Annotated in this window: 16 protein-coding genes; 3 read left to right on the top strand and 13 right to left on the bottom strand. The window is 61.6% G+C overall.

Features of this window, described 5'->3' with window-relative positions:
* Window positions 1-114 precede the first annotated feature (114 nt).
* A complete protein-coding gene (locus BMZ46_RS13450; RefSeq protein WP_074689573.1) occupies window positions 115-552 on the top strand; it encodes an excinuclease in 438 nt (145 codons plus the stop codon).
* Here the strand turns inward: BMZ46_RS13450 and BMZ46_RS13445 are convergent, their stop codons facing one another.
* On the bottom strand, window positions 553-1,449 hold the full coding sequence (locus tag BMZ46_RS13445; RefSeq protein ID WP_039766450.1) for a LysR family transcriptional regulator: 897 nt from the start codon (window positions 1,447-1,449) through the stop codon (window positions 553-555).
* A 118-nt stretch (window positions 1,450-1,567) separates the two neighbouring features.
* On the opposite strand from BMZ46_RS13445, the gene BMZ46_RS13440 reads away from it, so the two are divergent.
* Window positions 1,568-2,842 (top strand): MFS transporter, encoded by a 1,275-nt coding sequence (locus BMZ46_RS13440; RefSeq protein WP_039766449.1) that lies wholly within the window; start codon window positions 1,568-1,570, stop codon window positions 2,840-2,842.
* Between the two features lie 70 nt (window positions 2,843-2,912).
* Here the strand turns inward: BMZ46_RS13440 and hemE are convergent, their stop codons facing one another.
* The 11 genes from hemE to BMZ46_RS13380 all read right to left on the bottom strand — a co-directional run bounded on the left by hemE (window position 2,913) and on the right by BMZ46_RS13380 (window position 18,726).
* Window positions 2,913-3,980 carry a uroporphyrinogen decarboxylase gene (hemE, locus tag BMZ46_RS13435; protein WP_007952372.1) on the bottom strand — a complete coding sequence of 356 codons (1,068 nt, stop codon included), beginning with the start codon at window positions 3,978-3,980 and terminating at the stop codon, window positions 2,913-2,915.
* Window positions 3,981-4,226: 246 nt separating this feature from the next.
* Complete coding sequence (locus BMZ46_RS13430) at window positions 4,227-5,645, bottom strand: FAD-dependent oxidoreductase (RefSeq protein WP_007909438.1); 1,419 nt, start codon at window positions 5,643-5,645, stop codon at window positions 4,227-4,229.
* A 33-nt stretch (window positions 5,646-5,678) separates the two neighbouring features.
* The gene (gene gltB / locus BMZ46_RS13425; protein ID WP_074689571.1) at window positions 5,679-10,124 is read right to left on the bottom strand and encodes a glutamate synthase large subunit; all 4,446 of its coding nucleotides are present in this window, start codon (window positions 10,122-10,124) and stop codon (window positions 5,679-5,681) included.
* A 349-nt stretch (window positions 10,125-10,473) separates the two neighbouring features.
* Window positions 10,474-12,075 carry an AAA family ATPase gene (locus BMZ46_RS13415; protein ID WP_074689569.1) on the bottom strand — a complete coding sequence of 534 codons (1,602 nt, stop codon included), beginning with the start codon at window positions 12,073-12,075 and terminating at the stop codon, window positions 10,474-10,476.
* Between the two features lie 10 nt (window positions 12,076-12,085).
* Window positions 12,086-13,186, bottom strand: coding sequence for a 3-dehydroquinate synthase (gene aroB / locus BMZ46_RS13410; protein WP_074689567.1), 1,101 nt, complete (start codon window positions 13,184-13,186; stop codon window positions 12,086-12,088).
* Window positions 13,187-13,338: 152 nt separating this feature from the next.
* The gene (aroK, locus tag BMZ46_RS13405) at window positions 13,339-13,857 is read right to left on the bottom strand and encodes a shikimate kinase AroK (RefSeq protein ID WP_011332081.1); all 519 of its coding nucleotides are present in this window, start codon (window positions 13,855-13,857) and stop codon (window positions 13,339-13,341) included.
* A gap of 4 nt (window positions 13,858-13,861) precedes the next feature.
* A complete protein-coding gene (gene pilQ / locus BMZ46_RS13400; protein ID WP_074689565.1) occupies window positions 13,862-15,940 on the bottom strand; it encodes a type IV pilus secretin PilQ in 2,079 nt (692 codons plus the stop codon).
* A gap of 14 nt (window positions 15,941-15,954) precedes the next feature.
* Window positions 15,955-16,479 (bottom strand): pilus assembly protein PilP, encoded by a 525-nt coding sequence (locus BMZ46_RS13395; RefSeq protein ID WP_074689563.1) that lies wholly within the window; start codon window positions 16,477-16,479, stop codon window positions 15,955-15,957.
* On the bottom strand, window positions 16,476-17,099 hold the full coding sequence (pilO, locus tag BMZ46_RS13390) for a type 4a pilus biogenesis protein PilO (protein ID WP_074689561.1): 624 nt from the start codon (window positions 17,097-17,099) through the stop codon (window positions 16,476-16,478). The genes BMZ46_RS13395 and pilO overlap by 4 nt, the downstream gene beginning before the upstream one ends.
* A complete protein-coding gene (locus BMZ46_RS13385; RefSeq protein ID WP_074689559.1) occupies window positions 17,096-17,662 on the bottom strand; it encodes a PilN domain-containing protein in 567 nt (188 codons plus the stop codon). Before BMZ46_RS13385 ends, pilO begins: the two co-directional genes overlap by 4 nt.
* A complete protein-coding gene (locus tag BMZ46_RS13380; RefSeq protein ID WP_007952389.1) occupies window positions 17,662-18,726 on the bottom strand; it encodes a pilus assembly protein PilM in 1,065 nt (354 codons plus the stop codon). Before BMZ46_RS13380 ends, BMZ46_RS13385 begins: the two co-directional genes overlap by 1 nt.
* Window positions 18,727-18,946: 220 nt before the next feature.
* On the opposite strand from BMZ46_RS13380, the gene BMZ46_RS13375 reads away from it, so the two are divergent.
* The gene (locus BMZ46_RS13375; RefSeq protein ID WP_371855321.1) at window positions 18,947-21,391 is read left to right on the top strand and encodes a penicillin-binding protein 1A; all 2,445 of its coding nucleotides are present in this window, start codon (window positions 18,947-18,949) and stop codon (window positions 21,389-21,391) included.
* Window positions 21,392-21,612: 221 nt separating this feature from the next.
* On the opposite strand, the gene BMZ46_RS13370 is transcribed toward BMZ46_RS13375, so the two are convergent.
* Window positions 21,613-22,881 carry a malic enzyme-like NAD(P)-binding protein gene (locus tag BMZ46_RS13370; protein WP_007952395.1) on the bottom strand — a complete coding sequence of 423 codons (1,269 nt, stop codon included), beginning with the start codon at window positions 22,879-22,881 and terminating at the stop codon, window positions 21,613-21,615.
* Between the last annotated feature and the right edge of the window lie 58 nt (window positions 22,882-22,939).

The following is a 22,939-nucleotide window of genomic DNA, read 5'->3' as shown; positions in this document are numbered from 1 at the left end:
GCAAGTGTAGCCGTTGAGCTACACGCACTCTACATGGACTTCTCTCTGTCCGATATACGGCGTCTACACTCGTCATACCCATGATTTGCTGCGCGTTACGTCAAGGAGACGACCATGCAAGCGAAAGCCCTGATCGCTGCCGCCCTTTTCAGCCTGCTCCCCAGCGCCAGCCACGCCACCAATCTGATGTACATGCCGTTCGAAACCGTTGTGTCGGATGCGATGCGCGCCGGGCGGCTGGATGGCAGTGTGAAGTTTTATCTGGTCGGCAACGGGCCTCAGGGCACTCAGCGGTTGTTGCGGCGCGGGGTGGTCAGCGATCTGAAGACCAACGGCTTCAACAAGAGCGATCACGACTCCTGCGAGTGGGTGTTGCAGTCGAATCTGATTGCGCTGCAGGCCGAGGCCAAGCGTGTCGGGGCGAATGCGGTGACCAACATTGTCAGCTACTACGACCAGCATGTGCGCAAGGATCTGAACACTTACGAATGTCGGGCCGGCATCTTTGTCACACGAGTGGCGTTGAAGGGTGATCTGGTGCGGCTGCCCTGATCAACCGGCTTCGACCTTGCGCGTGAGCAGTTCGACAAATGCCTTGGCCATCGGTGATTTCTGATCCTTGCGCTGCACCAGCCACACCGCCGTCACGGCCTCGGGATCGAGCAGCGGTCGATAGACCACGCCGTCGATGCGCATCCGCTGATACGACGCCGGCATCACTGACACGCCCAGACCCGCTGCCACCAGACCGATGATGGTCATGGCTTCGCCGGCTTCCTGGGCGAAGTGCGGGCTGAAACCCGCGTCTCGGGCCAGGCTTATCAACTGCGAATACAGCCCACTGCCGTAGCTGCGCGGGAAGAACACGAACGGCTCAAGTGCCAGCGCCGAGAGGAACAGTCCCTCTTCAGAGCCCTGCGCCAGCGGATGTTTGGAGCTGAGCACAGCCACCAAAGGCTCGCGCATCAGTTCGACCACGCTGAGCGAATCCGGCAACCCCAGCGGTCGCATGATGCCGACTTCGATCGATTCGTCCACCAACGCGTCGGCCACCATGGTGCTGCTCATCTCGCGCAGGTTCAGGTGCACGGCCGGAAAGCGCTGGCGAAAAGAGAAGATCGCCTGGGGAATGGTCGAGTTGAAAGGCGCCGACGAGGTGAAGCCGATCTTCAGTTCACCCAACTCGCCGAGTTGCGCGCGGCGGGCCACGTCCGCCGCTTTATCGACCTGAGCCAGCACCAGCCGCGCTTCCTCCAGAAACAGTCGCCCGGCCTCGCTGAGCTCGACCCGACGATTGGTACGCTCGAAAAGCCGCGCGCCGACTTCCTGTTCCAGCGCCTGGATCTGCTGGCTCAGCGGTGGCTGGGAGATGCCCAGCACCTGTGCGGCCCGGCCGAAGTGCAGTTCTTCGGCGACGGCGATGAAGTAGCGCAGATGACGCAATTCCATGGACACCCCATTAGGTCGTGAAAGCTATCAAACAGGTCGAACAATATATTGGATAGAAACATTAGCCAGCTATATGATTTTTTCATTGCCTGCCTGCCCGCGCCCTCCGAGGTCTGATGTGAAAACCGCCGTCGCTCCACTGGCCCATGAAGTTCCGCCCGCTGCGGCGGACGATGTGCTGACCGAACTGCAAGAGATCTACATCGAGAAAGGCACGCCCGCGTTCATGCGCACGGTACTCGCGCTGTTCAGCGGCGGCTTCGCCACCTTCGCCCTGCTGTATTGCGTGCAGCCGATGATGCCGCTGCTGTCCCACGAATATTCGATCAACGCCGCGCAGAGCAGCCTGATCCTGTCAGTGGCCACCGGCATGCTGGCGTTCGGTCTGCTGATCACTGGCCCGATTTCAGATCGGGTCGGGCGTAAACCGGTGATGGTCGCCGCGCTGTTTGCCGCGGCGCTGTGCACCATCGCCAGTTCGATGATGCCGAGCTGGCACGGCGTATTGATCATGCGCGCGCTGATCGGATTGTCATTGAGCGGTCTGGCAGCGGTGGCAATGACTTATCTCAGCGAGGAAATCCATCCGCAGCACATCGGCCTGGCGATGGGTCTGTACATCGGCGGCAACGCGATTGGCGGCATGAGCGGGCGGTTGATCACCGGTGTGCTGATCGACTTCGTCAGCTGGCACACGGCGATGATGGTGATTGGCGGCCTGGCGCTGATCGCAGCGGCGGTGTTCTGGAAAATCCTGCCGGAGTCGCGCAACTTCCGCTCCCGCTCGCTGCACCCGCGCAGCCTGCTCGACGGCTTCACCATGCACTTTCGCGATGCCGGCCTGCCATTGCTGTTCCTTGAGGCGTTTGTGCTGATGGGCGCGTTCGTCACCCTGTTCAACTACATCGGTTACCGCCTGCTGGCCGAGCCGTACCACATGGATCAGGTGTTTGTGGGGCTGCTATCGGTGGTGTATCTGTCGGGCATCTACAGCTCGGCGAAAATCGGTTCGCTGGCCGACAAACTGGGCCGTCGCAAAGTGCTGTGGGCGACCATCGCCCTGATGTTCGCCGGCCTCGCCCTGACGATGTTCACACCGCTGCCGCTGGTGATCATCGGCATGCTGATCTTCACCTTCGGCTTCTTCGCCGCCCACTCGGTGGCCAGCAGCTGGATCGGCCGCCGGGCGCTCAAGGCCAAGGGCCAGGCGTCGTCGTTGTACCTGTTCAGCTATTACGCCGGCTCGAGCATCGCCGGGACGGCAGGCGGTGTGTTCTGGCACCTGGCGGGGTGGAACGGGATTGGCCTGTTTATCGGCGCGCTGTTGCTGGTGGCGCTGTTGGTGGCGTTGAAGCTGGCGAAGTTGCCGCCGCTGGGTGGCGTCAAAGCCTGATTCGCGCCCACAAAAAACGCCCGGCATAAGCCGGGCGTTTTTGTTTTCTACCCTTAGAGCTGAGCGCCGATTACTCGTGATACTGCGCCGACAACTCGTGCACCGCACGCAGGAACGCGCCAGCGTGCTCCGGATCGACTTCCGGCGTGATGCCATGGCCGAGGTTGAACACGTGGCCGCTGCCCTTGCCGTAGCTGGCGAGGATGCGCCCGACTTCGGTGCGGATCGCTTCCGGCTTGGCGTAGAGCACGGTCGGGTCCATGTTGCCTTGCAGCGCGACCTTGTCACCCACGCGGGCGCGGGCGTTGCCAATGTCGCAGGTCCAGTCCAGGCCCAATGCGTCAGCGCCGGCGTCGGCGATGCTTTCCAGCCACAGGCCGCCGTTCTTGGTGAACAGGATCACCGGCACTTTGCGACCGTCGTGCTCGCGGATCAGGCCGCTGACGATTTTCTTCATGTAGGCCAGGGAGAACTCTTGGTACGCCGCCGCGGACAGGTTGCCGCCCCAGGTATCGAAGATCTGCACCGCTTGCGCACCGGCCTGGATCTGGCCGTTGAGGTACGAAGTCACCGACTGCGCCAGCTTGTCCAGCAGCAGGTGCATGGCTTGCGGGTTGTCGTAGAGCATCGCCTTGGTCTTGCGGAAGTCTTTCGACGAGCCGCCTTCGACCATGTACGTGGCGAGAGTCCACGGGCTGCCGGAGAAACCGATCAGCGGTACACGGCCGTTCAGTTCGCGGCGGATGGTGCTGACCGCGTCCATCACGTAACCGAGGTCTTTGTGCGGATCGGGGATCGGCAGGGCTTCGATGTCGGCCAGGGTGCTGACGACTTTCTTGAAGCGCGGACCTTCACCGGTCTCGAAGTACAGGCCCTGGCCCATGGCATCGGGAATGGTGAGGATGTCGGAGAACAGGATCGCCGCGTCCAGTTGCGGATAGCGGTCCAGCGGTTGCAGCGTGACTTCGCAGGCGAATTCCGGATTCATGCACAGGCTCATGAAATCACCGGCCTGGGCGCGGCTGGCGCGGTATTCCGGCAGGTAACGGCCGGCCTGGCGCATCATCCACACTGGGGTGACGTCTACGGGTTGCTTGAGCAGGGCGCGGAGGAAACGGTCGTTCTTCAGGGCAGTCATGTCGGCATCCGGAAAAAAAGTGCGGGCATTTTCTCAGAGCGCGACGCAAAAGGCACGGATGCAGGTCAGCCTTTTGTCTATCGGGTCAATTTGTCGCGTTTTTTTCACAGAAGATCGTTCCCACGCTCCGCGTGGTAACGCCGCCAGTGACGCTCCGCGTCACGCCTTTTGGGACGCAGAGCGTCCCGGGAGGCATTCCCACGCAGACGGTTCGACGCCTCGACGTGGGAACGATCAGAGGAAGGTTTAGACGCCCAGGTAGTCGAGGATCCCTTCCGCTGCATTGCGGCCTTCGAAGATCGCCGTCACCACCAGGTCGGAACCGCGCACCATATCGCCACCGGCGAAGATTTTCGGGTTGCTGGTCTGGTGCTTGTACTGACCTTGCTCCGGTGCCACCACGCGGCCCTGGCTGTCGGTCTGGATTTCGAACTGCTCGAACCACGGCGCCGGGCTCGGACGGAAACCGAAAGCGATGACCACGGCGTCGGCCGGGATGATCTCTTCGGAGCCCGGGATCGGCTCGGGGCTGCGACGGCCACGGGCGTCCGGCTCGCCGAGACGGGTCTCGACCACTTTCACGCCTTCGACCTTGTCCTCGCCAACGATGGCGATCGGCTGACGGTTGTAGAGGAATTTCACGCCTTCTTCCTTGGCGTTCTTCACCTCTTTGCGCGAGCCGGGCATGTTCGCTTCGTCACGACGATAGGCGCAGGTCACCGACTTGGCGCCCTGGCGGATCGACGTGCGGTTGCAGTCCATCGCCGTGTCGCCGCCACCCAGCACCACGACCTTCTTGCCCTTCATGTCGACGAAATCTTCCGGCGACTTTTCAAAGCCCAGGTTGCGGTTGACGTTGGCGATCAGGAAATCCAGCGCGTCATAAACGCCCGGCAGATCCTCACCGGCAAAACCGCCCTTCATGTAGGTGTAGGTGCCCATGCCCATGAACACGGCATCGTATTCGGCGAGCAGTTGTTCCATGGTCACGTCCTTGCCGACCTCGGTGTTGAGGCGGAATTCGATGCCCATGCCGGTGAAGACTTCACGGCGATTGCTCAGCACGGTCTTCTCAAGCTTGAACTCGGGGATGCCGAAGGTCAGCAGACCGCCGATTTCCGGGTTCTTGTCGAACACCACGGGAGTCACGCCGCCACGCACCAGCACGTCGGCGCAACCCAGACCCGCCGGGCCTGCGCCGATGATCGCTACACGCTTGCCGGTCGGTTTGACCTTGGACATGTCCGGGCGCCAGCCCATGGCGAACGCGGTGTCGGTGATGTACTTCTCGACCGAACCGATGGTCACCGCGCCGAAGCCGTCGTTAAGGGTGCAGGCACCCTCGCACAGACGATCCTGCGGGCACACCCGGCCGCAGACTTCCGGCAGGGTGTTGGTCTGGTGCGACAGCTCGGCGGCCTGGAGGATGTTGCCCTCGGCCACCAGCTTCAGCCAGTTCGGAATGAAGTTGTGCACCGGGCACTTCCATTCGCAATACGGGTTGCCGCAACCCAGGCAGCGGTGGGCCTGGTCGGCCGACTGCTGGGGTTTGAACGGTTCGTAGATTTCCACGAACTCTTTCTTGCGTTGACGCAACAGTTTCTTCTTCGGATCCTTGCGCCCGACATCGATGAACTGGAAGTCGTTATTCAGACGTTCAGCCATTGTTAAAACCTCATCAAACTCTTCAGGCGCATATCACTGCGGGTTGGCACGGGTGCTGGAAAGCAACGACTTCAGGTTGGCAGCCTTCGGCTTGACCAGCCAGAAACGGCGCAAGTAGTCATCGAGGTTCTCGGCGAGTTCACGACCCCACTCGCTGTCGGTTTCCGCGACATACTCGTTCAGCACGTTCTGCAGGTGGCTGCGATAGGCTTCCATCGCCTCGCCGCTGATCCGCTGGATTTCCACCAGTTCGTGGTTGACCCGGTCAACGAAGGTGTTGTCCTGGTCGAGCACGTAGGCGAAACCGCCGGTCATGCCAGAGCCGAAGTTGTAACCGGTCTTGCCCAGAACGCAGACAAAACCACCGGTCATGTACTCACAGCAGTGATCGCCAGTGCCTTCCACGACCGTGTGGGCACCGGAGTTGCGCACGGCGAAACGCTCGCCTGCGGTGCCGGCGGCGAACAGCTTGCCACCCGTGGCGCCGTACAGGCAGGTGTTGCCGATGATGGCGCTTTCCTGAGTCTTATAAACGCTGCCCTTCGGCGGCACGATGACCAGTTTGCCGCCGGTCATGCCTTTGCCGACGTAGTCGTTGGCATCGCCTTCCAGGTACATGTTCAGACCACCGGCGTTCCACACGCCGAAGCTCTGGCCCGCCGTGCCCTTGAAGCGGAAGGTGATCGGCGCGTTGGCCATACCCTGGTTGCCGTGCTTGCGCGCGATTTCGCCGGAGATCCGCGCGCCGATCGAACGGTCGCAGTTGCAGATGTCCAGATCGAACTCGGCGCCACTGAGGTCGTTGATCGCCGACGTCGCCATCTCGACCATTTTCTCGGCCAGCAGGCCCTGGTCGAAGGGCGGGTTGCGCTCGACGCCGCAGAACTGAGGCTTGTCCGCCGGAATGTGATCGCTGCCCAGCAGCGGGGTCAGATCCAGGTGATGCTGCTTGGCGGTCTGGCCTTCGAGGATTTCCAGCAGATCGGTACGGCCGATCAGCTCTTCGAGGGAGCGCACGCCGAGCTTGGCCAGCCACTCACGGGTTTCTTCGGCGACGTAGGTGAAGAAGTTCACCACCATGTCGACGGTGCCGATGTAGTGATCCTTGCGCAGCTTCTCGTTCTGGGTCGCGACGCCGGTGGCGCAGTTGTTCAGGTGGCAAATACGCAGGTATTTGCAGCCCAGCGCGATCATCGGCGCGGTGCCGAAACCGAAGCTTTCGGCGCCAAGGATCGCAGCCTTGATCACGTCGAGGCCGGTTTTCAGGCCGCCGTCGGTCTGTACGCGAACCTTGCCGCGCAGGTCGTTGCCGCGCAGGGTCTGGTGGGTTTCGGCCAAGCCAAGTTCCCACGGAGCGCCGGCGTATTTGATCGAGGTCAGCGGCGAAGCACCGGTGCCACCGTCGTAGCCGGAGATGGTGATCAAGTCCGCATAAGCCTTGGCGACACCGGCGGCGATGGTGCCGACGCCTGCTTCAGCCACGAGTTTCACCGAAACCAGCGCCTTCGGGTTGACCTGTTTCAGGTCAAAGATCAACTGCGACAAGTCTTCAATCGAATAGATGTCGTGGTGCGGTGGTGGCGAAATCAGGGTCACGCCCGGCACTGCGTAACGCAGTTTGGCGATCAGCCCGTTCACTTTGCCGCCCGGCAGTTGCCCGCCCTCGCCCGGCTTGGCGCCCTGGGCGACCTTGATCTGCAGCACTTCGGCGTTGACCAGGTATTCCGGGGTCACACCGAAACGGCCGGTCGCGACCTGCTTGATTTTCGAGCTCTTGATGGTGCCGTAGCGCGCCGGGTCTTCGCCGCCTTCGCCGGAGTTGGAACGCGCACCGAGGCGGTTCATGGCTTCGGCCAGGGCTTCGTGAGCTTCCGGCGACAGGGCGCCCAGCGAGATACCGGCGGAGTCGAAGCGCTTGAGCACCGACTCCAGCGGCTCGACTTCACTGATGTCCAGCGGGGTGTCGAGGGTCTTGACCTTGAACAGGTCGCGGATCATCGACACCGGACGGTTGTCCACCAGCGAGGTGTATTCCTTGAATTTGGCGTAGTCGCCCTGCTGCACGGCGGCTTGCAGGGTGTTGACCACGTCCGGGTTGTACGCGTGATATTCGCCACCGTGGACGAACTTCAGCAGACCGCCCTGCTGGATCGGCTTGCGCGGACTCCAGGCTTCGGTGGCCAGTGCTTTCTGTTCGGCTTCGATGTCGACGAAACGCGCACCCTTGATTCGGCTCGGCACGCCACGGAAGCTCAGCTCGCAGACTTCCTCGGAAAGACCGATCGCTTCGAACAACTGAGCACCGCGATACGACGCGATGGTCGAGATGCCCATCTTCGACAGGATCTTCAACAGACCTTTGGTGATGCCTTTGCGGTAGTTCTTGAACACCTCGTAGAGGTCGCCCAGGACTTCACCGGTACGGATCAGGTCGCCCAGCACTTCGTACGCGAGGAACGGATAGACCGCCGAGGCGCCAAAGCCGATCAGCACCGCGAAGTGGTGCGGATCCCGTGCGGTGGCGGTTTCAACCAGGATGTTGGAGTCGCAGCGCAGGCCTTTTTCGGTCAGGCGGTGGTGCACCGCGCCGGTGGCCAGCGAAGCGTGGATCGGCAGTTTGCCCGGAGCGATATGACGGTCGCTCAGAACGATCTGGGTACGACCGGCACGCACGGCTTCTTCAGCCTGATCCGCGACGTTACGGATCGCCGCTTCGAGGCCGACGCTTTCGTCGTAGTTGAGGTCGATGATCTGCCGCTCGAAGCCCGGACGGTCGAGGTTCATCAGCGAACGCCACTTGGCCGGGGAAATGACCGGCGAGCTGAGGATCACGCGCGAGGCGTGTTCCGGCGATTCCTGGAAGATGTTGCGCTCGGCACCGAGGCAGATTTCCAGCGACATCACGATCGCTTCACGCAGCGGGTCGATCGGCGGGTTGGTCACCTGTGCGAACTGCTGACGGAAATAGTCGTACGGCGTGCGCACGCGCTGGGACAGCACGGCCATCGGCGTGTCGTCGCCCATCGAGCCGACGGCTTCGTAGCCTTGCTCGCCAAGCGGACGCAGTACCTGATCGCGCTCTTCGAACGTGACCTGATACATCTTCATGTATTGCTTGAGCTGATCGACGTCGTAGAAAGCCGAACCGTGATCGTTGTCTTCCATGGTCGCCTGGATGCGCAGGGCGTTCTTGCGCAGCCATTGCTTGTACGGATGACGGGATTTCAGACGATTGTCGATCGCGTCGGTGTCGAGGATCTGCCCGGTTTCGGTGTCCACGGCGAAGATCTGGCCCGGGCCGACACGGCCCTTGGCGAGCACGTCTTCAGGCTGGTAGTTCCAGACGCCGATTTCCGAAGCCAGGGTGATGAAACCGTTCTTGGTGGTGACCCAGCGCGCCGGGCGCAGACCGTTACGGTCGAGCAGGCACACCGCGTAGCGACCGTCGGTCATGACCACGCCGGCCGGACCGTCCCACGGTTCCATGTGCATCGAGTTGTACTCGTAGAACGCACGCAGATCCGGGTCCATGGTTTCAACGTTCTGCCACGCTGGCGGAATGATCATCCGCACGCCACGGAACAGGTCGATGCCGCCGGTGACCATCAGTTCGAGCATGTTGTCCATGCTCGAGGAGTCGGAACCGACGCGGTTGACCAGTGGGCCGAGTTCTTCCAGATCCATCAGATCGTTGGTGAACTTGGTGCGACGGGCCTGAGCCCAGTTGCGGTTGCCGGTGATGGTGTTGATCTCGCCGTTGTGGGCGAGGAAGCGGAATGGCTGAGCCAGCGGCCATTTCGGCAGGGTGTTGGTGGAGAAGCGCTGGTGGAACACGCAGATCGCGGTTTGCAGGCGCTGGTCACCCAGGTCCGGATAGAACGCGGCCAGGTCGGCCGGCATCATCAGGCCTTTATAGATGATGGTCTTGTGGGAAAAGCTGCAGATGTAGTGGTCGGTGTCGGCGGCGTTGGCCACGGACGAGCGACGACGGGCGCTGAACAGCTTGACCGCCATGTCCTGATCGCTCAGGCCTTCGCCGCCGATGTACACCTGCTCGATCTGCGGCAGGCGCTCAAGGGCCAGGCGGCCGAGGACGCTGGTGTCGATCGGCACTTTGCGCCAGCCGATCAGTTGCAGGCCTTCGGCCAGGATCTCGCGGTTCATGTTCTCGCGAGCGGCTTCGGCCTTGGCCGGATCCTGATTGAAGAAGACCATGCCCACGGCATATTGCTTGGGCAGCTCGACGCTGAAGGCTTCCTGGGCAATGGCACGCAGGAAGGCGTCGGGTTTTTGAATCAGCAGACCGCAACCGTCACCGGTCTTGCCGTCGGCATTAATCCCACCGCGGTGGGTCATGCAGGTCAGGGCCTCGATGGCCGTTTGCAAAAGGGTATGACTGGGTTCGCCCTGCATATGGGCTATCAGGCCGAAACCGCAGTTATCCTTGAATTCATCTGGTTGGTACAGACCTGCTTTCATAGACACTTTCTCACCAGGCTGCCTCTTAACGAGGCAAATTTCTTTTCAATTCAACACTTGCTTGCCGCGCCGAACGTACGCCGGCTTTGCGGGGGCAAAAGGGTGGTCATTGTACACAGCGACACAGAGGCTCACAAATTTGACGACGAAATGTCGCAAATTCATGTCGCATTTGTGAAAGGTTTAAAGCGATCTGCTGTGCTAGTCAAAACTTTTTTAATTTTGACCGCAACGACTCAAAGACTACTGTGACGCAGACACCACAAGGCACGCGGTCTGTAGAGACGGCGCGCACTTGTAGAGATTTTGAGGTGCTTGGAGAGGCGGCCTGGGTAAGGCCGCCGAATCTTCAGCGAGTTGTTGCCAGTTCCTGTTGGACGCTGGCGACAGTGCGAGGCCAAGGTTTACCAGCCTGAACCTTCGCTGGCAAGGCCTTGATGGCAGAAACGGCTGCATCACGATTGGCGAAGTTGCCGTAGGTGATCACGTAGAGAGGCTTGCCGTTGAGGACTTTCTTGAAATAACGGTACTCGCCGCCCTGCTCCTTGACGAAGCTTTGCGCGGTTGCTTCGGAGCTGGTGCCGAGGATCTGCACCACGTAGTTGCTGGTCGGCTGACCGGCGTACCAGCTGCCACCGGCGGCCTTGGCGACGGTGACCGGCTTCTCGGCAGGTTTGGCGGCGGCAACGGGCTTGGCAGGTGCCGGAGCCGGTTTGGCCACTGGAGCGGCCGGAGCAGGCTTGGCGGTAGCGACCTGGGTCGGTGCCGGGGTCGGTTTGGCCGCCGGGGCCGGAACCGGAACCGGGGTCGGCGCAGGGCCGGCCTGAACGCCCGCGGGTGGCGCGGTAGTCGTCACGGTCGGTGGCGTGTTGCTGGAGCCTTCGACCGGCACACCGTCGTCGCCCTCGGTGATACCACCCGCCGCTTCAGCCAGCGGACCACGCATCACCGGCTGCGAGTTGCCGACCAGCGGCAGCGGCATCGGCTGGGTATTGCCGTTGAATTCGACGGACGGCGCGCCACCCGCCTGCGGTGTGCCCTGGCCCAATGGCAGTTGCGCCTGCTCGTTGGCCGGCGCACCGGTGGTCGGTGCCTTGTTGCGACCCGGCATCAGCCAGGCGGCAGCGACCGCGACCACAACGACGGCGGAAATCGCCAATACGTGTTTCTTCGGCATGTTGAACCCCATACTTGGACGCTTGACCGCAGAGCGGCTGGCAATCATGACTTCGATCAGAGCATCGCGAGCGACCTGGTTGATGTTACCGGGCCAACCCTCGGAGCTTTCGTGAATATCAGAGATCTGATCCGCGGTGAAAAGTTCGACACCCCGGCCCGCGCCTTCGAGCCGCTGGTCGAGATACTCGCGGGTTTCTTCTTCGGTGTACGGCTGCAATTCGATGACGTGGAAGCGCTCTTCCTCAAGGTGCAAAGCCTCGAGCTGGGCGATCAGCGAGGACTCACCGAACAGGAACACGTGCGGGCGGCCTTCCGGCGCGCCGGCGCCCAGCGCCATCAGCGCTTCAAGCGCGGACTCGTCGAGCTGTTCGGCATCGTCCACCAGCAGATAGACCTCCTGACCGGTCAGCGCGAGCTGCACGACCTGATCGAGGATCGCCCCGACCTCGGCCTGCGCCACGTCCAGCGCCTGGGCGATCTGGCGCAGCACACCGGCGGCATCGCCGGCGCCACGGGCGGAAACGACGACGCTCTGCACCGATTGCTTGTTGGTGCTGGCCACCAGCGCTTGGCGCAGCAGAGTCTTGCCGCTGCCCTGCGGGCCGGTGACCACCAGCAGCAACTGGCTGTAACGCGCCAGGTGATGCAGCTGACCCAGCACCGGCTTGCGCTGGGCCGGGAAGAACTTGAAGCCCGGCACCCGCGGCGCGAAAGGGTCGTGACTTAACTGGAAATGGCCGAGGAACGCCTCGTCGGCATGCAAACTAGTCATCGGAATCTTATTAACCTTTAAGCTGAGCCAGAGCGCGGTAATCCGCTCCCAGCGTGGCCTGTAGAACCTCTTTCGGATAATCGTCGGTCACCACCGCTTCGCCCATCCGGCGCAGCAGCACCAGGCGCAAGCGACCGTCGATCACTTTTTTGTCAATTGCCATGTGTTCAAGAAAATCGGCTTCGGTCATCTCTTCCGGCGGGATCACCGGCAGACCGGCCCGCTGGAACAGGCGAATGCCGCGATCACGCTCCTGCTCGCTGATCCAGCCCAGACGCGCGGACATTTCCAGCGCCATCACGGTGCCAGCAGCGACCGCTTCGCCATGCAACCAGACACCATAGCCCATGTGGGTTTCGATGGCGTGGCCAAAGGTGTGGCCGAGGTTGAGTGTGGCCCGTACACCGGTTTCCTTCTCATCGGCGCCGACCACTGCAGCCTTGGCGGCGCAAGAGCGCTCGATGGCATAGGTCAGGGCCGTTTGATCCAGTGCACGCAGGGCGTCGACATTGTCTTCGAGCCAGGTCAGGAACGGCTCGTCGCAGATCAGGCCGTACTTGATGACTTCCGCCAGCCCTGCCGACAGCTCGCGCGCCGGCAAGGTTTTCAGGGACGCGGTATCGATCAGCACCACGTTCGGCTGATAGAACGCGCCAACCATGTTCTTGCCCAGCGGATGGTTGATCCCGGTCTTGCCGCCCACCGACGAATCGACCTGGGACAGCAGCGTGGTAGGAATCTGGATGAAATCGACGCCGCGCTGGTAGCAGGCGGCCGCGAAACCGGCCATGTCGCCGATCACGCCGCCACCGAGGGCGATCACCGTGGTGCGGCGGTCATGACGGGCGGTCAGCAGGCCGTCGAAGATCAGTTGCAGGGTTTCCCAGTTCTTGAAGGCTTCGCCGTCGGGCAACACCACGGAAACCACCGAGAATTGCGCCAGGCTCCGGGTCAGACGATCGAGATAGAGCGGCGCAACGGTCTCGTTGGAGATGATTGCCACTTGCCGCCCGTGGATATGCGGGGCCAGCAGTTCAGGCTGGTCCAGCAGTCCCTCGCCAATGTGAATCGGGTAGCTGCGCTCGCCTAGGTCGACCTTGAGTGTCTGCATGTGTCCCCACAGTGAAGATGGAAGCAGGCGTCCTGCCCTGAATTATTGGTTGTCTGCGGCCTATAGCGGGTATGACGCCGCTCGCACGCCATCCGCCACAACCTCGGCGGGCTGTGACAGGACGCCGAGGATAGCGCATTTCGAGCGATGCTTTAACGGGGCGGAAGCTGCGCCAGGCGGTCGAGAATATCGAGTACGACCATGCGGGGTGGCCGCTCGTCGGTTTCCACCACCAGATCGGCGATTTCCCGATAGAGCGGATCACGGATCGCCAGCAGATCGCGCAAGGTTTTCTCCGGATTGGCAGTGCGCAACAACGGCCGGTTGCGATCGCGAGAGGTACGACCGACCTGCTGCTCGACGGAGGCGTGCAGATACACCACCCGCCCGCCCTCGTGCAGAGCCTTGCGGTTGGCATCGCGCATCACCGCGCCGCCGCCGGTCGCCAGCACCACGCCGTCGAACGCGCACAGCTCTGCGATCATCGCCTGCTCACGGTCACGAAAGCCGGGCTCGCCTTCCTTGTCGAAGATCCACGGAATATTGGCGCCCGTACGCAGTTCAATTTCCTTGTCGGAATCCTTGAACGGCAGGCGCAGCTCTTTGGCCAGTAATCGGCCGATGGTGCTTTTTCCAGCCCCCATCGGTCCTACAAGAATCAAATTTCGCACAGAATCAACGACTCACAGCAATCGCCTGGTTATTCATGATACGCGGAGTGAGAAATACCAGCAGCTCGGATTTTTTCTCCGAAACCACATCACGCCGGAAAAGGCGGCCAAGATACGGCACATCACCAAGAAATGGCACCTTATCTACAACCTTGCTCTGAGTATTTGAGAACACGCCCCCGATCACGATGGTCTCGCCGTCGTTCACCAGCACCTTGGCATTGACCTCGTTCTTCTTGATCGGCGGTACATCCTGCACTTTGTTCAGGTAGTCCGGTTCGTCCTTGGTGACCTTCACCTCCATGATGATGCGGTTGTCCGGGGTGATCTGCGGCGTCACTTCCAGCGACAGCGACGCCTCCTTGAAGGACACCGACGTAGCGCCGCTGGAGCTGGCTTCCTGATACGGAATCTCGGTGCCCTTGAGGATCTTCGCGGTTTCCTTGTCGGAGGTGACCACCTTGGGCTGCGAGACGATTTCGCCGTTGCCGGTCTTCTCCATCGCGGTCAGTTCAAGGTCGAGCAAGACGTTGTCAGTGATGAACGCGATGCCGATCCCGGACGTGTTGTTGACCGTGCCCATGTCGACGAACGGCGAGTTGGTGCTGGTGCTGCCCGGCGTTCCAATGGTGGTCGACGAACCGTTGCTGACCCCGGAAGTGTTCCAGTTGCCCTTGTTCTGAATCGAACCGCCCCAGCGCACGCCCAAGCTCTTGTCGTAATCGACGTTGGCCTCGACGATCCGTGCCTCGATCATCACCTGACGCACCGGAATATCCAGCTGCGCCACAATCCGCCGCAGCTCGTCGAGGCGATCCTGGGTCTGGTAGGCAATGATGTTGTTGGTGCGCTCATCGACGGTGATAGAACCCCGCTCGTCGACCTTCGCCTCGGCGCTGGTGACAGACTGGAACAGCTTGGCGATGTCGGCGGCCTTGGCGTAGTTCACCTGCAATAGCTCACGACGCAGCGGCGCCAGTTCGGCGATCTGTTTCTGCGATTCCAGTTCCTGCCGCTCGCGCGCAGCAATTTCATCCGCCGGCGCCACCAGCAACACGTTGCCGACCTTGCGCTTGTCCAGGCCTTTGGTCTTGAGCACCAGATCCAGCGCCTGATCCCACGGCACGTTCTGCAGGCGCAAGGTAATGCCGCCCTGCACGGTATCGCTGGCCACCAGATTGAGGTTGGTGAAGTCGGCGATCAGTTGCAGCACCGAACGCACATCGATGTCCTGAAAGTTGAGCGAGAGCTTTTCGCCGTTATAGCTGTTGCGGTCGGCGTTGCGTTTTTGCAGGTCATCGACGGTCAACGGCCGGATGCTGACGGTCAGCTTGTTGTCGGTCTGGTAAGTGGAATAGTCGAAAGTACCGCTGGGTTCGACGGTGATCGTCGCTCGATCACCGCTGACCCCGGCATTGACGAACTGCACCGGGGTGGCGAAGTCCTTGACGTCGAGGCGCACCCGGAGAGGTTCCGGCAATTGGGTACGGGCGAAATTGAGGATGATCTTGCCGTCGTGCTCCTGGATGTCCGGGGCGATAGCCGGGTCGGACAAGTCGATGACCACGTTGCCCTCGCCCGCCGTACCACGCTGAAAATCCACGCCGCGAATGGCTCTGGCGGTCGGCGTAAACGCGCGGACCGGCGCTGCCGCAGGTGCTGCGCGCGGTGCACGAGCGGCCGTACGTGGGGCAGCGGCTTTACTGCCTTGCCCGACCACCACGAACACCGTATTGCCCTCGACCCGGGTGTCGTACGGTGCCAGTTGCGTCAGGCTGATGATCAGCCGTGTACGATTATTGGCCTCGACCACCGTGGCCGTGCGGGCATTGCCACTGCCCAGGTCACGGGTCTTGCTTGCCAACTGACTGGCGACACCCGGCAGATCGAGTGCGATCCGTGCCGGCGAGTCGGTGGTGTAGCCCTTGGGCTGCGGGGGCGGGCCGTCGAACGACAGCTTCAGCTCGACCCGGTCCCCCGGCAGTGCCGCGACGTCCAGCGCCTTCAGATTGGCTGCCTGTACCATCGGCGAAAGCAGCGCTATCCATAGCGAAAAACCGAGGGTGGAGAAAATCCTGTTCATTGTTCGACTTCCACTTATGAATGCTCTTTCAAAGGAATGGTGCGCGGCCGTTCAAGCCAGGCGCCCTGGCCATCGGGAACGATTTCGACCACTTCGACCTGTGAAGCGCTGATGGCGACGATGCGCCCGTCGTTGCGCCCCAGATAGTCGCCGACCTTGAGCCGATGGACCCCGCCCGCGCCTCGCAGCAGGGCGAAGGAACCGGAGGCGTTGGCAATCGTGCCGACCATTTCGAACTGCTCGATGTTGAAACCTTCGAGGTATTGCTTGACCCGGTTGGGATCGGGTTTCACGTCGCGCGAGCCGTGTTTCTGTCCGGCCAGATCGACCCGCAGCTGACGCGAAAACGGACTGCGCAGGTTGGCGGCGCTGTAGGTGAACGTCGGGAAAGAGCGGAAGGTCGGGGTCGGCTCGATCTTGCCCGGCGGACGCAGGCGCACTTCATTCATGTAAGCGTCGAGGTCGCTGAAGTCATCGCCGCCACAGCCACCGAGCACCAATAACAATGCCGACAAAGCGATAAAACGGATCGGGCTCATTTCTGCAGCCCCTTGTCGTTATAGCGGTAGGTCTTGGCGAGGATGCTCATGCGCAGCTTCGGCCCGCCTTCAGGATTGGCTGGCGCCAGCTCGAAATCGTGCAGGGTGACGATGCGGGGCAGCCCGGCCACGCCACTGACGAAGGTCGCGAGGTCGTGATAGGCCCCGGTCACGGTGATCTGGATGGGCAGCTCGATGTAGAACTGCTGGGTAACCTCAGGCAGCAGTTTGATCTCTTCGAACTCAAGGCCACTGCCCAGTCCGGTGCGGGTGATGTCTTCCAGCAACCCCGGCACTTCGGTGTCACTGGGCAGTTGTCGCAACAGCACGCCGAACGAGTTTTCCATCTCTTTCATCTGCTGGGTGTACAGCTCCAGATTGGCCGCCATGCGCGCCTTGCTCGCGAACTGCTCCTTGAGGGTGATTTCCTCCTCACGTTTGAGTTCGAGCTGGTTCTCCAGGTCACTGATGAAAAAGTTATAGCCAAGCGCCAGGACCAGCACCATCAACAGCCCGCCGCCCAGGCTTTTGACCACTGGCGGCCAGGAGCCGATGTTGCTGGTGTCGAGGTCGTTGAAATCGACACTGCGCAGGCTTTCCAGCCACTCGGACGGCTTCATTGGTCGTCCTCCTCGAGCCGGGGTCGAGTCTGGCGAACGGTCAGTTGAAAGACGTTGGCCTGATCCACTTGTCCGGCTGTGGTGGCTTTCACTTCATTGAGGTTGGGCGCATCGAACCAGTCCGAAGCATCAAGATTGCGCATCAGGTCGGACACCCGATTGTTGGACTCCGCCGCGCCGCTGATCGACAGGGTCTTGCCGACCATTTTCACGTCGGTGAAATACACCCCGTCAGGCAAGGTGCGCGCCAGCTGATCGAAGATCCGCCCGCTGATCTGCCGGTTGCCCTGCAAGTCCTGGATGATGCGCATGCGCTCCACCAGTTGCTGGCGATGGGCCTTGAGGTCGCTGATCTGCTTGATCCTCTCGTCGACCACGGAGATCTGCTTGCCGATGTAGTCATTGCGCGCCACCTGCCGGGCAATGGCGCCGCTGATGATCTGATCAGCGATGAGCACCGCCCCCACCGAACCGACCACCACACCGATCAAGACCAGCAGGAAGCGTTTGCGCCGCTCCTCGCGTCGCTCCTCGCGCCAGGGTAAAAGGTTGATCCGCGCCATCAGTCGAAACTCCTGAGCGCGAGCCCGCAGGCAATCATCAGGGCCGGCGCATCGCTCGCCAAAGCCCCGGCGTTGACTTTGCTGCTCAAGGCCATGTCGGAAAACGGGTTGGCGACCTGGGTCGGGGTGTTCAAACGTTCTTCGATCAGCCGGTCGAGCCCGGGCACCGATGCCGTGCCGCCGGCCAGCAGAATGTGGTCGACGGCGTTGTACTGGCCGGAGGCAAAAAAGAACTGCAAGGAGCGTGACACCTGCTGCACCAGCGCCTCGCGAAACGGTTGCAATACCTCGCTGACGTAGTCGTCCGGCAAGCCCCCCTGCTTCTTGGCGAGCCCCGCCTGTTCAAGGGTCAGGCCATAACGGCGCTGGATTTCCTCGGTCAACTGCCGACCGCCGAACAGCTGTTCACGGGTGTAGATGATCCGGCCATTGTGCAGGACGCTTAGCGTGGTCATGGTGGCGCCGATGTCGACCACGGCCACCGTCAGCCGATCCTGGGACGCAGCCAGTTGCGTGGCCAGCAGGCCGAACGAGCGCTCCAGCGCATACGCCTCTACATCTACCACCCGCGCGGTCAGCCCGGCGAGAGCGAGCGCCGCTTCGCGGACTTCGACGTTTTCCTTGCGACAGGCGGCCAGCAGTACGTTGACCCGCTCGGGGTTGCGCGGCGAAACGCCTTGGACTTCGAAGTCGATGGCGACCTCGTCCAGCGGGTAGGGAATGTATTGATCGGCCTCGATCTTGAGCTGGTTTTCCAGTTCATCGTCGGACAGCCCGGCGTCCATCTCGATGACCTTGGTGATCACCGCCGAGCCGGCCACCGCCACCGCCACGGTTTTCAACCCGGTACGCGCCTTGACCAGCACCCGGGACAGGGCCTGGCCGACGCCCTCGAGTTCAGCGATGTTCTTTTCGACCACGGCACTCGCCGGCAACGGCTCTACCGCATACGCCTCGACCCGGTAGCGTTCACCCTGACGGCTCAGCTCCAGCAGCTTCACCGACGTGGAGCTGATGTCGATCCCCAGTAACGTATTGGCCTTTTTATTGAAGAGTCCTAGCACTACCAATTCCCTATGACTTTCCGTGAGTTACGGACTCTGTAATGCGCATTGCGTTCCCTCGCCCCGTCTTGACAGAAGCGCAAATGACGCCCCCTGCGGAAAAGTGCTTATAATGCCCAGCGATTTTTTCCGCCTTTTACTGCCGGCGCGGGTCGTTCTGTGTGTTACCCGGAACCCTGTCGCCCAATTCATTCTTTGCCGTGGATGTCCAAAAGCCTTGATTCGTCTGCTGAAATTTTTCGGTTGGTCCATCGTCGCCGTTTTCTGCGGACTGCTTTTAGGTCTCAGCGGCGCGTTTCTTTACCTTAGTCCGGGTTTGCCATCTGTGGAGGCGCTGAGAAGCATTCAGTTGCAGATTCCCCTGCGGGTGTACAGCAGCGACAACAAGTTGATCGCAGAATTTGGCGAAATGCGCCGCACACCGATCCGTTTCGCCGACATTCCCCCCAATTTCATCAATGCGTTACTAAGTGCTGAAGACGACAACTTCGCCAATCACTATGGCGTCGATCCGAGCAGCCTGATGCGTGCCGCGACCCAACTGGTCAAGAGCGGGCACATCCAGTCCGGCGGCAGCACCATCACCATGCAGGTGGCGAAGAACTTCTTCCTGACCAGCGAACGCAGCTTCTCGCGCAAGACCACTGAAATCCTTCTGGCGCTGCAGATCGAACGCCAGCTGACCAAGGACGAGATCCTTGAGCTGTACGTGAACAAGATCTATCTGGGCAACCGCGCCTACGGCATCGAGGCGGCGGCGCAGGTGTATTACGGCAAGTCGATCCGCGAAGTCAGCCTGGCACAGATGGCGATGATCGCCGGCCTGCCGAAAGCCCCGTCGCGCTTCAACCCGCTGGCCAACCCGGCGCGCAGCAAGGAGCGTCGCGACTGGATCCTCGGCCGCATGTACAAGCTCGGCAAGATCACCGAAGCCGACTACACCGCCGCGATCAACGAACCGCTGAACGCCAGTTATCACGTGCCGACCCCGGAAGTGAACGCGCCGTACATCGCCGAGATGGCTCGCGCGGAAATGGTCGGCCGCTACGGCAGCGACGCCTATACCGAAGGTTTCCGCGTCACCACCACGGTGCCGAGCAACCTCCAGGAGATGGCCAACACCGCGCTGCACGAAGGCCTGATGACCTACGATCAGCGTCACGGCTACCGTGGCCCCGAGTCGCGCCTGCCGGGCAAGACCCGCGAAGCCTGGGCCACTGAACTGACCAAGCAGCGCACCATCAGCAGCCTCGAGCCGGCCATCGTCACCCAGGTCGACAAGAACGGCCTGCAAGTGCTGACCCGCACCGGCGAAGAGCACGTGGCGTGGGACACCATGAAATGGGCGCGACCGTTCCTCAATACCAACAGCATGGGTGCCGCGCCGCGCCAGCCGTCGGATGTGGCACAGATCGGCGATCTGATTCGCGTGCAGCGCCAGCCGAACAATTCGCTGAAGTTCAGCCAGATTCCACAGGCGCAGGGCGCACTGGTGTCGCTGGATCCACAGAACGGCGCGATCCGTTCGCTGGTCGGCGGCTTCGCCTTCGAGCAGAGCAACTACAACCGTGCGATGCAGGCCAAGCGTCAGCCGGGCTCGAGCTTCAAGCCGTTCGTCTACAGCGCCGCACTGGATAACGGCTACACCGCCGCCAGCCTGGTCAACGACGCGCCGATCGTGTTCGTCGACGAGTACCTGGACAAGGTCTGGCGTCCGAAGAACGACACCAACACCTTCCTCGGCCCGATCCGTCTGCGTGAGGCGCTGTACAAGTCGCGCAACCTGGTTTCGATCCGCCTGCTGCAGGCGATGGGCGTGGGCAAGACCATCGATTACATCACCCGCTTCGGCTTCAACAAGCAGGACCTGCCGCCAAACCTGTCCCTGGCGCTGGGCACCGCGACTCTGACGCCGATGGAGATCGCCACCGGCTGGAGCACCTTCGCCAACGGCGGCTACAAGATCACCCCGTACATCATCGACAAGATCGAAAGCCGCAACGGCGATACGCTGTTCGTCGCCAACCCGCCGACCGTACCGCAGGGCGGCGCGGCCACCGATGGCATCGCGGCCCCCGCTACCGAATCGTTTACCGTCAATGCAGCGCCGGTTCCGGGTGAAGCGCCGGGCAACGCCGCCGTGCCGCAAGCACCGGCAGTTGCCGAGCGCATCGTCGATGGCCGTACTACTTACATCCTCAACAGCATGTTGCAGGACGTGATCAAGCTCGGCACCGGTCGTCGTGCACTGGCCCTGGGCCGCAGCGACATCGCCGGCAAGACCGGTACCACCAACGAATCCAAGGATGCGTGGTTCTCCGGTTACAACGCCGACTACGTGACCACCGTGTGGACCGGTTTCGACCAGCCGGAAAGCCTCGGTCGCCGTGAGTTCGGCGGTACCGTGGCACTGCCGATCTGGATGAACTACATGGCCGCCGCGCTCAAGGACAAGCCACCGCATGTCCAGCCGGAGCCGGAAGGCATTCTCAGCCTGCGGGTGGATCCGGTCAGCGGTCGCGCGGCATCGCCGAGCACACCGGGCGCGTACTTCGAGCTGTTCAAGGCCGAAGACACGCCACCGTCGGTCAACGAGATCGGCAATGGCACCGTACCGGGCAGCCCGCTGCCGGCGGATGAACAGGCGCCGATCGATTTGTTCTGATCCGCAACTGCCAAAAAGCCCCGCCTTCGTGAGAAGTGCGGGGCTTTTTGTTTTCTGTCGTACTGAGAATGGCGTTTCACATCAAAGGCCGCCCTCACCCTAGCCCTCTCCCAGGGGGAGAGGGTTAGGGTGAGGGCCGCCCTTGAAGCCGGAACGCATTTTCACGACCAAAAAAAAACCCCGCTTAAAAAGCGGGGCTCTTCATGAAGCGCTACAACGACTTAGCCGTTGAACACGTCATCCACGCTTTTCAGCGGGTAGTTCTTCGGATACGGCAGGGTCGCCACACCGGTCTCGATCGCAGCCTTGGCCACGGCGTCGGAGATCACGGTGATCAGGCGCTTGTCCATTGGCTTCGGAATGATGTACTCACGACCGAATTCCAGGGAGATACCGCCGTAGGCGTCGCACACTTCCTGAGGCACCGGCAGCTTGGCCAGTTCGCGCAGGGCGTTGGCGGCAGCGATCTTCATTTCTTCGTTGATGCGCTTGGCGCGAACGTCCAGGGCACCACGGAAGATGAACGGGAAGCCCAGTACGTTGTTGACCTGGTTCGGGTAGTCCGAACGGCCGGTGGCCATGATCACGTCGTTACGGGTGGCGTGAGCCAGTTCCGGGGAGATTTCCGGATCCGGGTTGGAGCAGGCGAAAACGATCGGGTTGGCCGCCATGCGCTTGAGTTGCTCGGCGCTCAGCAGGTTCGGGCCCGACAGGCCGACGAATACGTCAGCGCCTTCGATGGCGTCGTCCAGGGTGCGCTTCTCGGTAGGGTGAGCGAACACAGCCTTGTACTGGTTCAGGTCGTCACGGCCAGCGTGGATCACGCCAGTACGGTCAACCATGAAGATGTTCTCGACCTTGGCGCCCATGCTCACCAGCAATTTCATGCAGGAGATGGCGGCTGCGCCAGCGCCCAGGCAGACGATCTTGGCGTCGGCCAGGGTTTTGCCAGCGATTTCCAGGGCGTTGATCATGCCCGCAGCGGTCACGATCGCGGTGCCGTGCTGGTCATCGTGGAATACCGGAATGTCGCACTGCTCGATCAGAGCGCGTTCGATCTCAAAGCACTCAGGCGCCTTGATGTCTTCCAGGTTGATGCCACCGAAGGTGATGGAAATGCGTTTTACGGTGTCGATGAAGGCTTGCGGGCTTTCGGAGTCGACTTCGATGTCGAAAACGTCGATGCCGGCGAAGCGCTTGAACAGCACGCCTTTACCTTCCATCACTGGCTTGGAAGCCAGTGGGCCGAGGTTACCCAAGCCCAGAATCGCGGTGCCATCGGAAATGACTGCAACCAGGTTGCCCTTGCCGGTGTACTTGTAGGCCAGTTCAGGATCGCGGGCGATCTCGCGCACTGGTTCAGCTACGCCGGGGCTGTAGGCCAGCGACAGGTCGCGGGCGGTAGCAGTGGCCTTGGTGAGCTCGACACTCAGCTTTCCTGGACGAGGATTGGCATGATATTCGAGAGCGGCAGTTTTCAGATCAGACATTTTGGCATTCCGCTTTTTACTGTTGGACAGACTGGTCAGCGAGGATACGCGCCTCGCA

It is taken from the genome of Pseudomonas sp. NFIX49 (genome assembly GCF_900115915.1).
Classification (GTDB): Bacteria; Pseudomonadota; Gammaproteobacteria; order Pseudomonadales; family Pseudomonadaceae; genus Aquipseudomonas; species Aquipseudomonas pharyngis.
Note: the sequence above shows the minus strand (reverse complement) of the source record. Positions and strands in the feature narration are given on the sequence as shown.